The organism is Pseudomonas cedrina subsp. cedrina (genome assembly GCF_001983175.1).
Classification (GTDB): Bacteria; Pseudomonadota; Gammaproteobacteria; order Pseudomonadales; family Pseudomonadaceae; genus Aquipseudomonas; species Aquipseudomonas cedrina.
Genome location: NZ_MNPW01000019.1, coordinates 35092 through 49028, shown reverse-complemented (window position 1 = coordinate 49028; position 13937 = coordinate 35092). Strand labels below are relative to the sequence as shown.

The window sequence follows — 13937 nt, the reverse complement described above, 5'->3', positions numbered from 1 at the left end:
AATGTAGCAATCCACTGGAAGTGAATGGAGCTTCATGGTTTGTGGAAAGCCAAAAATGATCAGATAAACAGCCTGCTCGACGACTTCTAGAGACTCTCAGGATCGCCAAAAAACATCTGAATCCGCGACCGCAACCACCGCTCGCCCGGATCATTATCCTGCGACCCACGCCACGCCATGTGCAGTTCGAAACTGCGCACCGGCAACGGCGGGTCTTCCGCTCGCAGGCCACCGGCCGAGGTCAATGCCTGCGCCGCGTAATCCGGCACGGTCGCCAGGATATCGGTGCCCGCCAGCAACGTACCCAGGCCGTTGAACTGCGGCACGGCCAATACCACGTGGCGTTTGCGGCCGAGCTTTTCCAGTTCCTCATCGATGAACCCGCTCAGGTCACCGGCAAACGAAACCAGCGCGTGGGGGCGGGCGCAGAAGTCGTCCAGGCTCAGGGAGCCCGGCACGCTGTCGGCGCGCAGCAGTTTGGGCAGGCTGCGGCGCAGCACTTTGCGCTTGGCGTTGGCCGGGAGGTCGGCGGTGTAGCTCACGCCGATGGAGATTTCGCCGGAGGCGAGCAGGCCGGGCATCAGGATGTAGTTGACGCGCCGCACCACCAGTACGATGCCGGGGGACTCGGCGCGCAGGCGTTTGAGCAGCGGGGGCAGCAGGGCGAATTCGACGTCATCGGACAGGCCGATGCGGAACACGGCCGTGCTGGTGGCCGGGTCGAATTCGGCGGCGCGGCTGACGGCGGTGGAAATCGAGTCCAGGGCCGGGGAGAGCAGGGCGAAGATTTCCACCGCCCGGGCCGACGGTTCCATGCTGCGGCCGGTGCGCACGAACAGCGGGTCATCAAACAGCCCGCGCAGGCGTGATAACGCCGCGCTGATGGCCGGCTGGCCGAGGAACAGTTTCTCGGCGGCGCGGGTCACGCTGCGCTCATGCATCAAGGTTTCGAATACGATCAACAGGTTTAGGTCGACACGACGCAGGTCGTTACGGTTCATCTTGTGTCCTGGAGGAGTCAGCTGACTTGACGAAAGCGATCATATAAGAACCCCGGAGATTCCATCTGGAAGCATGACCGGCATGAATCTTACGGGGAAAGGCTGTTACTCTGCACCGGAAAATTGAGTTTTCCTACGATACATGAAGGCTATTCCGCAGAGGCGGAATCAATGATGGACATGTTGACTATTAACGGCGACCGGTGGTCTTACCCGCAAAGCCCAGATAGAGTTCATGGCATTAGAAGTTACTTTGACGAGGTTTGCGATGTCCCGCACGATTCGTTTTCACAAGTTTGGTCCGGCCGAGGTGCTCAAATGCGAAGAGCATGCAGCCGCGCAGCCCGCACCGGGCGAAGTGCAGGTGCGTGTCGAGGCGATAGGCATCAGTTGGTATGACATTTTGTGGCGCCAGAACCTGGCGTCGTCCCATGCTCGCTTGCCGTCCGGCCTTGGCCATGAGATGGCCGGGATCGTAGTCGCTGTCGGCGACGGTGTGGATGACCTGGCCGTGGGCGATAAAGTGGCCAGTTTTCCGGCCGAAAGCCCCAATGATTATCCGGTGTATGGCGAGCAGATCGTTCTGCCCCGTTCGGCCTTGACCCGTTACCCGGATGTCTTGAGCCCTATCGAGGCGAGCGTGCATTACACGCCGCTGCTGATTGCCTACTTCGCGTACATGGACCTGGCACGGGTCAAGCCTGGGCAATTTGCCTTGGTGACTGACGCCAGCCACTGCGCCGGTCCGTCCTTTGTGCAATTGGGCAAGGCCTTGGGGGCGCGGGTGATTGCCGCCACCAAGGACAGCGCCGAGCGCGAGTACCTGCTGTCGCTGGGTGCCGAAAAAGTCATCGTCACCGAAGAGCAGGACCTGCTGATGCAAATCAACAAGTTCACCGACAACCGCGGTGTCGATGTGGTGTTCGATGGCTTGGGTGGCCCACAGATGTCGTTACTCGGCGATGTACTGGCGCCGCGCGGCAGCCTGGTGCTGTATGGCTTGCAAGGCGGCAACCAGACGCCATTCCCTGCCTGTGCGGCGTTTCAGAAGAATATTCAGTTCTTCGTGCACTGCATCGGTAATTTCACCGGCAAACCGGAGCTCGGCATCGTTCAGGACCAAGTGGCCTTGCAGCGGGCCCTGCGGGATATCAACCAACTGACAGCCGACCGCGTGCTGGTGCCGCTGAAAACCACCGTGTTCCCCTTCAATCAGTTCGTCGAAGCGCACCGCTATATGGACGAATGCCCGTGTCGCGAGCGTGTTGCCTTGCAGGTTGAAGCTGTTTAGGGCGTAGGAATGTTCTCAAATGAGCATTCCTCGTCGCTGGCACAGGGGGCAAATGCGCCATATGACAGGGCTTAACTTAGAGTGCCCATCAGGTGCCAAGCTGGCACTTTAACCCCTGAATCCTGAGTTTTTCACTGACGCCGCCCTGAATTCCAGCGCGGCGTCTTTGTGTGCGCGTGATTTACCGAGCGGACGTTATTCATCTGCATGGATTTTCGGCAGGGTTCTGTATCTATTAATCATTATTCCAGCACCGATAATTGCGCCTTCACTTTCATCTCAAGGATTGAGCAATGATCGACTGTCTGACACTTGCGTCGCGAGCGTATGAAACTAATGTTGCGATGTTACTGGGGCGCCAGGGAAATAGGCGAGCTCGTGAGCGGCGTCAATACAATAAGTGGGAAAGTTTGTCGTGGTTACTTGTAAGACGCTTCTTTTAATAGTGGGTTAACGGCGTGTAAGAGCAGGTCGGAAAGATCCTAGGACTAGGTGTGGGCTCTTTCAAGCCCAGTAAAAACGGCGCATAGCAGCATTTTTGCGGGGACGGCTCTGCACGCAAGGCGTCCATGCCGGTGTGTTGTGGGGTGCTAGTGTCTAGTCATCGGCGCACAAGGCTGCGTGCACATTTCTTACACGCGTAACAGGTCGAGCAAATACTGTCAGCAGTTGCTTGGAATTGATATTTGAACTCAGGTAATAGAATGATGAGCACTATTCACGAGCAGGCAATGACTTATGTTTATCAGCAAGTTCTGCAACGTCTGATCGGGCATTTTACTCGCGAAGAGCGAACGGCCCTGCAGTTGTTGGTCCAGCGAATCATTGTCGCGGCCGGAGGCATGGAGCAAGTAGGCGGGTACAAAGTGCTGGTGGCCCACGGCGGCGGCGAAGTGAGCAACTACACATTGGCGCTGTTGCGTGCCGCACAGTTGAGCATCGCTGGCCGAGCCCCGCGCACCTTCCACTTGCGGGTCGCGACATTGAGGCATGCGGGAATGACCGAGAGCACGCTCGACGGCCTCAATCAGGGCTATGGCCGCCTGTTTCTGCACGACGATCCAAGGGTTGAGCTGCTGATGGTGGAAAACCAGGAAGTATTGCCCTTCAACCATTTGCGGCCCGCCTCAACCATCGGCCGGGAAATCAGCCAGCGCAACATGCTGATGATGGGGCACCTGAGTTCCGGCGACTGCCGCGCCACATTGTGCAGCGACACCTACCTGGCGCTGGGGGACTTTTACCAGCGTGTCACCTGCTGGCATGGCGGGGTGCATGCATTGGTCAGTGGTGACTCACCGCGCAAGCAAAGTCATTTTCTTGCCTGGCTCAAGAACATGGCAAACGGTGCGGGTGTGGCCATGCCTGATGCGTGGCCGTCTTCGCTCACGGGGCTGTTTGCCCGCATGGACGAATGGAGTACAGGTTATTACCGCGATGTATACGGCGAACATTATGTCGAGAGTGAACGGCCCAGCAAAACCAGCCATCGCCACCTGGCCTACATCAGCGTCGCCGATTTGCTGGACGACGTAGACCTGCGAACCTCGACCATGCTCACCGAGTTCATGGCCTTTGCCCCCGACCCGATGGGTTTTCACTTCAGCCATCCAGGCTATTCCAGCCCGCGGCTGATGGCCCATTTACGCGGGCTCCAGGCCGAGTGCCTGCGAGACCTGACCTACGAAGAAGGGGTGCAGGGTTTTATCCAGCAGTCGGCCAGGCATTTGCCGCAGGCGTTTCTCGCGCAGGCGGGAACCCGTGAAGGGCGGGTCGAATCCAGCGCCTGTGCCCAGCAGTTTTTTGGCTTGGACGAGACCCAATTGATCTGCCTGCTGTTTTCGCCGTTTATCCACCACGGTGAACGACTGGAAGGCTATTTGCGCCAATGCCATCCGGGCATGCTGGTTGCTTTGCCTGAGCTGCACAAGGTCCTGCAGGGCCAGCTATCCGCCGACATGCTGCAACAATGGGCCACTGACACCAGCGGCTTGCCGTTGCCCTTGTTGCAGCACCTGTATCGCAAGCGTCCGCTGGCCAGTGCGGGCGGCAAATTGCGCAGTGCCGGCGTCACTGCCCCTGGCAGCGGGCAGGCCTGTCAATTGTCCGGGCGATGACGCTGCGCGGCGAACGGCGGGTGGATTTTGCGTATCAGGCGGTTTACCGCTACATGATCAACCTGATCAATGACGTCAGTACCGATGCGCGGGTAAAGCTGCCATCCCTTCGGCAGTTGGCGGGGCGCCTGAACGTATCGATCTCGACGGTCCAGTACGCCTACTCGTTGCTTGAGAAGGAAGGCAGGGTCTATTCAGTGGCCAAGTCGGGTTATTACGCCTGGCCTCTGTCGGCAAACCCGCTGGCGGGGGCAGGGGGGGATCTGCTTGACCGGCTCTACGCAGCGGCGCGGCGCCCTGGCATGGTGGTGCTCAGCGGGGACGACCCTTCGCTGCTGGCATCGCTGGACAGCAATTTGCTGCGCCTGGAACGCGAGCTGGTGCGCCAATACCCGCAGCGACTGCAACCCTGGGCCCAGCCTTGCGGTGTGTGGGAGCTGCGCGCGGCGCTGGCGGCGCGTTATACCTCGTCGGCCACGCGCTGCTGGCATGCCGACGACGTCTACATCGGTGCCGACTTGCGGGGCGTGCTGGACATTCTCATTGAAGTCCTGAACCTGAAGGGCACCACGGTGATTGTTGAATCACCGTGCGACTGGCTGGTGCTGCGCCTGTTCCAGGATGCCGGGGTGCGTATCATCGAGCTGCCCTTGACGCCCCAGGGCCGCCTGGACCTGGTGATGCTGGATCAATTGCTGTGCAATGAATCGGTGCATCTGGTGTTGCTGTCCTCCAAAGTCAGCCTGCCGGCAGGGGCAGCCATGCCGACCCAGGACCGCCTTGCCGTCGCGCAGATGCTCGATCAGTACGGTTGCTGGCTGCTGGAAAACGACACCTTTGGCGAATTGGGCTTCAAGGAACCGCAGGCGGCGCTGCATGAGCTGGTGAACCCTGAGCGATTGATGGTGTTTTCTTCATTCGAGAAAGTGCTGGGGTCGGAAGCGCCTTATGGTTATCTGCTGTCTCGGCGCATGAGCAGCGAGTTGCAGCGCCAGTTTTTGCTGCGCTCCTTCCGTCTGTCGTCGATCCGCCAGCGCGCGATTGCCCGCCTCTATCAAAGCGGGCGCATCGACCAGCACCTGCGCGCGCTGCGCCTGCAGCTATGCCAGCAGGCGGAGGAGATGCAGCAACGCCTCGATCAGCACCTGGGCGACCAAGTGGCCTACCGTGCGCCGGCTGCCGGGGCGACGTTCTGGCTGGGCTCCACAAGGCCGGTGGATATGCGCCAGGTGTTCCAGCGTTTGCTCGCCCAGCAGGTGGTGATTGCACCGGGTGAGCTGTTCAGCGTCAGCGGCCTGCATCAGCAGCATTTACGCCTGAGCCACACCTTCCACGGGCAGCCCAACCTGGATATTGCCCTGGCGGCGATAAGCCAGGCGCTACGTCAGGCACAGACGGAATGATTGCCCGAAGTTTCTCTTAACTTTGTAGGATCGATAACGTCGCGCAGCAGTCGAACTCTCAGTAAACTGCCTTCATTTCTGAATTCTTCTTTGCGAGGTCCATGCATGACAATCAGTCCTTTTGCGGGCAAGCCGGCGCCAGCCCAGTTGCTGGTGGATCTCCCGCGACTGGTCACGGCCTATTACACTGGCCGGCCTGATGCAGCCATCTCCACTCAACGCGTCGCTTTCGGTACCTCGGGGCACCGTGGCAGCTCGTTCGATTTGAGTTTCAACGAGTGGCACGTACTGGCCATCAGCCAGGCCATCTGCCTGTACCGCGAAGCCCAGGGCATTGACGGCCCTTTGTTTGTCGGTTTGGACACCCACGCGCTGTCCACGCCTGCCGGTGCCAGCGCCCTGGAAGTACTCGCCGCCAACGGTGTGCACGTGATGCTGGCCGAAGGCGATGAATACACGCCGACCCCGGCGATTTCCCACGCGATCATCTGCTACAACCGTGGTCGCACCCGTGGCTTGGCCGACGGCATCGTGATCACGCCGTCGCACAACCCACCGCAGAGTGGCGGCTACAAATACAACCCGCCCAACGGCGGCCCGGCCGATACCCACGTGACCAAGTGGATCGAAGCCAAGGCCAATGAACTGCTGGCCAATCAACTGGCCGGGGTCAAGCGCATGCCCCATGCCCAGGCACTCAAGGCCGATACCACCCATCGCCATGATTACCTCAACAGCTACGTGGCTGACCTGGTCAATGTGATCGATATGGACGCCATCCGCAGCGCAGACCTGCGCCTGGGCGTGGACCCATTGGGTGGCGCCGGCGTGCGCTACTGGTCGGCGATTGCCGAGCACTACCGGTTGAATCTGGAGGTGGTAAATACTGAAGTCGACGCCACGTTCCGCTTCATGAGCGTCGACTGGGACGGCCAGATCCGCATGGACCCGTCCTCCAGCTACGCCATGCAAGGCCTTATCGGCCTCAAGGAAGGCTTTGACGTGGCCTTCGCCTGCGACCCGGACCACGACCGCCACGGCATCGTCACCCCGTCCGGTGGCCTGTTGGCACCCAACAATTACCTGGCGGTGTCCATCGACTACCTGTTCCAGAACCGTCCCGATTGGCGCGCCGACGCGGCCGTGGGCAAGACCGTGGTCAGCAGCGGCCTGATCGACCGCGTGGCCGCGCGCATCGGCCGTCGCCTGTACGAAGTACCGGTGGGCTTCAAATGGTTCGCCGACGGCCTGTTCGAAGGTTCCTTGGGGTTCGGCGGCGAAGAAAGCGCCGGCGCATCGTTCCTGCGCAAGGACGGTACGGTCTGGAGCACCGATAAGGACGGTTTGATCCCCGCGCTGCTGGCGGCGGAGATGACCTCGCGCAAAGGCCAGGACCCCAGCCAGATCTACCGCGGCCTGACCGACGCCCTGGGCGAGCCGTTCGCGATTCGCGTGGATGCCAAGGCCACTCCGGCGCAGAAAGCCTTGCTGGGCAAGTTGTCGCCCGACCAGGTGACCTCCACCGAGTTGGCCGGCGAAAGCATCCAGCAGATTCTCAGCCACGCGCCGGGCAACAACCAGGCGATCGGCGGGCTGAAGGTGATGACCGAAAACGGCTGGTTCGCCGCGCGGCCATCGGGTACCGAGGACATCTACAAGATCTACGCCGAGAGCTTTATCGGTGAAGATCACCTCAAGCAGTTGGTGGAAGAGGCGCAGGTGCTGGTGGACGGCGCTATCACCCAATAACGCTGAAATGTACTGTGTAGTGAGCGGGCTCGCCCCGCGCTGGGGGGCGAAGCCGCCCCAATAAAATACCGCGGTCTGTCAGACAGAACGCGGTGCCTGGTTTTAGGGCGGCTTCGCCCCCCAGCGCGGGGCGAGCCCGCTCACTACAGTTTCAGGCCAGATCCACCAGCACGATCTCGCTGTCTTCAATCGCGGTCACCCGCAACACCTGCTCATCTTCAACCGCGACACCGTCTCGAGCTTGTGCACGCAAGCCATTGACTTCAATCACTCCCGTCGCAGGCACAAGGTAGGCGCGACGCCCGCTCTCAAGTCGATATTCGGCACTTTCCCCAGCCTTCAGGTTCGCCGCCACCAAGCGTGCATCAGCACGGATGCGCAGGCTCTCGCTGTCTCCCGCCTTGCCACTGGCGAGTGTCACAAAGCCTTCCAGACCGCCTTTGGGAAACGGCTTGGCGCCCCACGACGGCGGCAGACCGGCTTCGTTGGGAATAATCCAGATCTGGAAAATCTTGGTCGGCGTGTCTTCCAGGTTGTACTCGCTGTGGGCGATCCCGGTGCCCGCGCTCATCACCTGTACATCGCCTGCCTCGGTGCGGCCCTTGTTGCCGAGGTTGTCGGCATGGCTGATCGCACCTTCACGCACGTAGGTGATGATCTCCATGTCGCGATGCGAGTGCTGCGGGAAGCCGGTGCCTGGCGCGATGATGTCGTCGTTCCAGACCCGCAGGTTGCCCCAGTGCATGCGCTTGGGGTCGTGGTACTCGGCAAACGAGAAGTGGTGATGGGCGTCAAGCCAGCCATGATGGGCGCCGCCCAGGGAATTGAAAGGTCGAAGTTCAAGCATGATTGTCTCCTGTGGATGGCAGTTATGATCCTGCAGCTGATGATCGATAAAAAGCGTAAAAACTGCCTGATTCCTATCAGTCTATTAGATTGGTTGCTGGCGTTTTGACTTTCAGTTCATCGCCTAACTGCATGAACGCAAAGCAATTGGCTGGAATTGAGCGTCGATTCCGGCGACCATGGCGCCTGTGTCAGCCTCACACTCATCGCAGGAGTCCGCGTGTCGCTACAACCGCCTGATTTACCCACTGATCTTCCCGTTGAGCTGCGCCCGCTGGCTGAAATGCCTTGGCTCAAACGCCTGGCCGCGCGCCTGTTTGGCCATGGCCTCACGCGTTTGCGCGCCCAGCACCGGTTTTCCTGGCTGCATGGGCAAGCCGATGGCTTTCGCAGCGGGCATGAAGCGGGCGTCGAGTACGGCTATCGCGAGGGTAAGGCCGAGGGCATCGAGGAAGGCCGGCAGGTTCTGCTGATCCGCGATTTGCGCCCGGATGAGCACCGTGCGCCGGGTATCGACGACAATCTGTTCGATGATTGGCGCCTGCCGCTTACCGCCGAATTGAAGAAGCGTATCAAGGCGGATGTCGCGCGCTTGCTGCCCGCCCACGCTCAGCCGAGCACGGCGCAATGGAAGATGATTTTCAGCGACACGCCGTCGACCTCGGTCATCGCTGGCGCCGGGGCGGGCAAATCCACGTCGCTGGTATTGCGGATTGTGTTGCTCACCCATTACCTGGGCTTCGAACTCAGTTCCATGACGGTGGTGACCTTTACCCGCGAATCCCGTAAAGACTTCATCAACAAGCTCATGGAGATTCTTGACCTTTGGGGTAGACCCCTCGGGTTGAAAGAAGCCCAGGCCGTGGTGCGCACCTTCCACTCGCGCATCCTGCCGATGGTACGCAGCCTGCCGGGTTTTGAGCGTCTGCAAGCGTTCGAAAACCTCAGCTCGGACTTTGAAGACGCCGACAGCAATCCCTTTGACCTGCGCATCAACGAAGCCCAGCGCCAACAGATGAACACCTGTTACCACCGGCTTTACGGGCAACATGCGCGGTTCCGGGAGCTGATCGCGCCGCTGGCGCGCCACGGGCTGCAGCTCAAGGCGCTGGAACGGGATCATCCCGACGTACAAAAACGCGTGGCCGTGACCGAACTGGCCGCCAAGCGTGATGAAGAACTCTGCGACGTGATCGAAGACCTGTGGTTTCGCGCGGGCGCCTGGCCGATCAATGGCATTGAGCCCAATCGCCAGACCGTCGAGATCAACGGCGCGCAGTTTCATTGCCATGGCTATATTCCCGAGCTGGACGCCTGGGTGGTACTGGGCTTCGACTCGCGGGAAAACGCCGGCATCAGCCGGCCGAACTCGAAACTGTCGGTGCGTGCGGAATGGGCCGTAAAACGCACCCTGTTTCAAGCTTTCTGCCGTAAGCCACTGATATGGCTAGATAGTTATGAATCATCAAAACGCTTGTTAAGCAGCTTGGCCGGTGACGCCAGCGCCGGGCCGGGCTTTGATTACAGGGTCAAGGGCGAGTTGTCCTCGGCGCCGTTGCTGGACAGTTTCGTGATGGCAGCCGGGTTTATCGAGAACCTTGGGCTCGACGTGCCGAACGCCGTGGGGCAGATGAGCTTCGCCAAGGATGATCCGGACCGTTTCTTTTTTGAAGCCCTGGGCATTTACTGGAAGGCCCTGGAAGATCATCTGCTCGACCAGTCGCCACCGATCATGACGTATAACCGCATGTTTTCGCTGTTCGGCGAAAATACCCCGGAAAACCTCAAGCTGCTCAGCGACCCGCTGTTGCGGCCGTTGTCGCACCTGATGATCGACGAATTCCAGGACGTTTCGCCGCAAATCGTCTCGTGGATTCGCGCCAGCCTGCGGGAGATCCGCAGCCGTGGCCCGGCAATGCACGTTGGGCGTGGCGCACAGCAGTCATCGCTGCTGTGCGTGGGGGATGACTGGCAGTCGATTTACGGCTGGCGTGGCAGCTCGCCCAAATACTTCATGGCGTTCAACCAAGAGTTTCCGTCTCCAGCCACCACCCGCGTGATGCTGGGTGAGAACTACCGCAGCCATCAGCACATCATCGACGCGGCCGAGCACATTGTGCGCGCCGCGCCGACGATCCCTGGCAAAAAGGCCAAGGCCAGCGGGGCGCCCAAGGCGTTGGTGCCGGTCAAGGTGCTGGAAAGGTCCGACGCGGCAATGGGGCAGCAATTGCTGGAGCACTATCAAAAGGGTGATTCAGTCTTGATGCTTTATCGAAAAAGCAGCGATAAACTATTGATTCAAGAGCATATTCAGGCTGTAGTTAATGCGGATTCTAGCTTGCCGCGCGAGGCGCGCAGACTCAAACAATTGACTTACCACAGTGCCAAGGGGCTGCAAGCAGACGCGGTATTCCTGCTTGGGGATTGCCAGCATGTCACCCGCTCACCCTATAAAAACCAGGTGTACCGCATGGCGGGCCTGGGCAAGGACGGTGACAGCGAGCCCTATGACAACGCGCAGAAGGATGAGGTGTTGCGCCTGGCGTATGTGGGCATTACCCGGGCGGTGAGCCATTGCTACTGGTATGTGGAAAAGCCTGAAGGCCAGGCCGTGAATGTGCCCAGGGCGTCGGAGCGAGTGGACGGTAAAAAGGCATTTTTCGATGATCAACGCGGTTAATGAGCTCCCACATTGGATCTCCTATGTCCGGGAGATTGTGCTCAGGCCCGCAAGGACTGCGGCGGCACAAACGACGCCAGCTCATCCTCCACCGCCTCGATAATGCGCTCCACATCGGCCGCATTCATCACCGTGGCACAGGGAATGCCGGCAATGGCGATCAGGGTCTCGCCGCTGGCGCGGTCGAACAGGCGCACGATCATGCTGCCCGGCGCGTCCATACTGCCTTCGAAGCCTATCGGATGAAAGTGCCAGCGCATCAGCTGGCATGCGTTGGGGAACGTCACTTTGTTCATGTTGCCCACCTTGTTCATTGAGCGCTTCCTTTAGCTCGCGGAAGGGGGGCCAGGACCGTCAATGGTCGTGGCGTCGTAGAGCTTAAAAAATAGCATTCGTTCGCAATTGGCAGGTGACTTTTTTGGCCCCGTTCGGCAGTTGTCTTGACATGGATCATGTCTCGCCCGTAACAAGGCGAAAGGCCATTAGTCAGCACCGCCATTCGGCGATTGTACGCGCCGGCAAAATTCGGCAATCTCCTCCGTTTGTTTCGCCACAGAGCCTGCCATGCCAGACATCGCTGCAGACGATGATGCCCAGCAATCCCAAGCCACACGCGAGCTGGTGCTACGCCACCACCTGTGCTGGCGCCATCGGGACCTGGAGGGCGTGATGTCCTACTACCACCCGGACATCCAGTACCACGATTTCTTCCAGAACCGTGTCGTCGGTTTCGCGCAGTTGCGCCAATACCTGCAGGCCAGCATGCCACGAGAGGCGGACGAGGCGATTGAACACACTGACCGCATCCGTGCCGACGGCAACACTGCGTTTATCCAGTACCGCATTACCTTGCGGGGCGGCCGAGGCCTGGTGTCGTTTCGCACCAGCGAAGCCATCACCGTGCGCGACGGGTTGATCTGGCGGGTCAACGAGTACGCGTCCCTGGTACATGAGCGGCCGGCCGAGGCCGCGCGGCCTTCGTTCAGCCGCCTGGGCCTGTCGCCCCAGCAATTGGGGCACATGGCCAACGACCTGCAGCAGTATTTCGAAGGCAAACAACCCTACCTGGACCCCGAGCTGGACCTGCAGCGGGTTTCCAGGGAGTGCGGCTACAGCCGCAATCAGATTTCCTACCTGCTCAACCAGGTACTGGGGCAAAGCTTCTATCGCTACGTCAACCAGGCCAGGCTTCAGCATTTGCTGGCCGCGCTGGACAAGGCCGTGCCGCCGATAAAGATCGACGACCTGGCGTTCGCGGCCGGTTTCAACTCGCTGTCGGCGTTCTACAGCGCGTTCCGCCAGCACACCGGCCAGTCGCCCAAGGCCTACGTCAAACACATTTCCCTGCGTGCACGCGCGCAAGACAGTCCCTGACCGCGCGCTCTAGGATCCACCCTATCAAAACCAGGTAGGGGAGAACCCGGCATGCCGGCATGGCGCAACATCAGCTTATGGATGGACCAGTTGGACGACCCGCTGCGCGCGCGGCCGGCCCTGGAGCATGACCTGGACGTCAACGTGGCCATTATCGGCGCCGGCTACACCGGGCTGTGGACCGCGTATTACCTGAAACGCCAGGCCCCCGAGCTGAAAATCACGATTATCGAAGCGCAAACCGCCGGTTTCGGCGCTTCGGGTCGCAACGGCGGCTGGCTGATGGGCAACCTGCTGGGTGAAGACCGCTTGCTGGCCGGCCTGAATCCCGAACAGCGACGTGCCTCGTTCGACCTGTTGCACGCCATCCCCGACGAAGTGGCCCAGGTGCTGGCGCGTGAAGGCATCGATTGTGACTACCGCAAGGGAGGCGCGCTGTACTGCGCGGCCCGTTACCCCGAGCAGGAAGGCAGCCTGCGCCGCTACCTGGACACACTCTATGCCCAGGGCCTGACCGAGGCCGACTACCGTTGGCTCAGCCCGCAGCAACTGGCCGAACAGGTCCGCATCGCCAAGCCCTACGGCGGCATTTACGCGCCCCACGTCGCAACCATCAACCCGGCCAAGCTGGTGCGCGGCCTGGCGCGGGTAGTTGAGGCCATGGGCGTGGTCGTCTACGAAAACAGCCCGGTCACCCAGTGGCAGTCCGGCAGCCTGCGCACGGCGAAGGCCAGTGTGCGCGCCGCCTGGGTGGTGCCGGCGGTGGAAGGCTATGCGACCACCTTGGCGCCTCTGGGCCGTTACCAACTGCCGGTACAAAGCCTGATCGTCGCCACTGAGCCGCTGCCGCCCAGTACCTGGGATGAAATCGGCTTGAGCCATGGTCAGGCATTTGGCGAAAGCAGCCGCCAAGTGACCTACGGCCAGCGTTCAGCGGATAACCGCCTGATATTCGGCGCGCGCGGCGGTTATCAGTTCGCCGGCAAACTGCGCCACGACTTCGATTTGACCGACAGCGAAGTGGGACTGCGTCGCTACCTGTTCGGTGAGCTTTTCCCACAGCTCAAGCACGTAAGAATCACCCATTCCTGGGGCGGCAACCTGGGTATGTCGCGCAACTTCCGACCGCACATGCTGTGCGACCCCAAGACGGGTATCGCGCTGTCAGGTGGTTATGGCGGGGAAGGCGTAGGCGCCACCCACTTGGGCGGTCGCACCCTGGCCGATCTGATCCTGGGGCGTGACACCGCGCTGACCCACCAACCCTGGGTGCTCCGCGAGCGCGGCCTGGATGCGCTCCGGCCCTGGGAGCCCGAGCCGTGCCGCTGGCTGGGTTACAACGCGATCATTCGCAGTTTCGTCCATGAAGACCAGGTGCTGGCCAGCCCCAACACCGCCCCTTGGCGCCGCAAGCTGGCGACCGGCGTGGCCGGGTTCATGGAAAGCTTGATGCGCTGAATTGTTTCATTCACACGG

10 protein-coding genes are annotated in these 13937 nt (G+C 60.6%); 7 read left to right on the top strand and 3 right to left on the bottom strand.

What is annotated here, in order from left to right; translation table 11 throughout:
* Positions 1–86 precede the first annotated feature (86 nt).
* A complete protein-coding gene (locus BLL36_RS28120; protein ID WP_076954862.1) occupies positions 87–1001 on the bottom strand; it encodes a LysR family transcriptional regulator in 915 nt (304 codons plus the stop codon).
* Positions 1002–1269: 268 nt separating this feature from the next.
* Here BLL36_RS28120 and BLL36_RS28115 point away from each other — a divergent pair, with 268 nt between their 5' ends.
* From BLL36_RS28115 to pgm, 4 genes are all read left to right on the top strand, one after another.
* The gene (locus BLL36_RS28115) at positions 1270–2292 is read left to right on the top strand and encodes a zinc-dependent alcohol dehydrogenase family protein (protein WP_076954861.1); all 1023 of its coding nucleotides are present in this window, start codon (positions 1270–1272) and stop codon (positions 2290–2292) included.
* Between the two features lie 707 nt (positions 2293–2999).
* The gene (locus BLL36_RS28110; protein WP_076954860.1) at positions 3000–4409 is read left to right on the top strand and encodes a hypothetical protein; all 1410 of its coding nucleotides are present in this window, start codon (positions 3000–3002) and stop codon (positions 4407–4409) included.
* A complete protein-coding gene (locus tag BLL36_RS28105; RefSeq protein ID WP_076954859.1) occupies positions 4406–5812 on the top strand; it encodes an aminotransferase-like domain-containing protein in 1407 nt (468 codons plus the stop codon). Before BLL36_RS28110 ends, BLL36_RS28105 begins: the two co-directional genes overlap by 4 nt.
* A gap of 105 nt (positions 5813–5917) precedes the next feature.
* Positions 5918–7561, top strand: coding sequence for a phosphoglucomutase (alpha-D-glucose-1,6-bisphosphate-dependent) (gene pgm / locus BLL36_RS28100; protein WP_076954858.1), 1644 nt, complete (start codon positions 5918–5920; stop codon positions 7559–7561).
* A gap of 151 nt (positions 7562–7712) precedes the next feature.
* Here the strand turns inward: pgm and BLL36_RS28095 are convergent, their stop codons facing one another.
* Positions 7713–8408 (bottom strand): pirin family protein, encoded by a 696-nt coding sequence (locus BLL36_RS28095; RefSeq protein ID WP_076954857.1) that lies wholly within the window; start codon positions 8406–8408, stop codon positions 7713–7715.
* A gap of 219 nt (positions 8409–8627) precedes the next feature.
* Between BLL36_RS28095 and BLL36_RS28090 the strand changes: the two genes are divergently transcribed.
* Positions 8628–11087: a UvrD-helicase domain-containing protein gene (locus BLL36_RS28090; RefSeq protein WP_076954856.1), complete on the top strand. Its 2460-nt coding sequence runs from the start codon at positions 8628–8630 to the stop codon at positions 11085–11087.
* A 41-nt stretch (positions 11088–11128) separates the two neighbouring features.
* Here the strand turns inward: BLL36_RS28090 and BLL36_RS28085 are convergent, their stop codons facing one another.
* On the bottom strand, positions 11129–11401 hold the full coding sequence (locus BLL36_RS28085) for a DUF1652 domain-containing protein (protein ID WP_076954855.1): 273 nt from the start codon (positions 11399–11401) through the stop codon (positions 11129–11131).
* Between the two features lie 250 nt (positions 11402–11651).
* On the opposite strand from BLL36_RS28085, the gene BLL36_RS28080 reads away from it, so the two are divergent.
* Together BLL36_RS28080 and BLL36_RS28075 are read left to right on the top strand one after the other, a co-directional pair.
* Complete coding sequence (locus BLL36_RS28080; RefSeq protein ID WP_076954854.1) at positions 11652–12461, top strand: helix-turn-helix transcriptional regulator; 810 nt, start codon at positions 11652–11654, stop codon at positions 12459–12461.
* 51 nt (positions 12462–12512) lie between these two features.
* Positions 12513–13919 carry an NAD(P)/FAD-dependent oxidoreductase gene (locus tag BLL36_RS28075; RefSeq protein WP_076954853.1) on the top strand — a complete coding sequence of 469 codons (1407 nt, stop codon included), beginning with the start codon at positions 12513–12515 and terminating at the stop codon, positions 13917–13919.
* Positions 13920–13937 lie beyond the last annotated feature (18 nt).

What these genes read in the sequence shown, in the direction of transcription:
- BLL36_RS28075 (WP_076954853.1), top strand. Translation starts at nt 12,513, where the DNA reads ATGCCGGCATGGCGCAACATCAGCTTATGGATGGACCAGTTGGACGAC.
- BLL36_RS28105 (WP_076954859.1), top strand. Translation starts at nt 4,406, where the DNA reads ATGACGCTGCGCGGCGAACGGCGGGTGGATTTTGCGTATCAGGCGGTT.
- BLL36_RS28120 (WP_076954862.1), bottom strand. Translation starts at nt 1,001, where the DNA reads ATGAACCGTAACGACCTGCGTCGTGTCGACCTAAACCTGTTGATCGTA.
- BLL36_RS28095 (WP_076954857.1), bottom strand. Translation starts at nt 8,408, where the DNA reads ATGCTTGAACTTCGACCTTTCAATTCCCTGGGCGGCGCCCATCATGGC.
- BLL36_RS28110 (WP_076954860.1), top strand. Translation starts at nt 3,000, where the DNA reads ATGAGCACTATTCACGAGCAGGCAATGACTTATGTTTATCAGCAAGTT.
- BLL36_RS28115 (WP_076954861.1), top strand. Translation starts at nt 1,270, where the DNA reads ATGTCCCGCACGATTCGTTTTCACAAGTTTGGTCCGGCCGAGGTGCTC.
- pgm (WP_076954858.1), top strand. Translation starts at nt 5,918, where the DNA reads ATGACAATCAGTCCTTTTGCGGGCAAGCCGGCGCCAGCCCAGTTGCTG.
- BLL36_RS28080 (WP_076954854.1), top strand. Translation starts at nt 11,652, where the DNA reads ATGCCAGACATCGCTGCAGACGATGATGCCCAGCAATCCCAAGCCACA.
- BLL36_RS28085 (WP_076954855.1), bottom strand. Translation starts at nt 11,401, where the DNA reads ATGAACAAGGTGGGCAACATGAACAAAGTGACGTTCCCCAACGCATGC.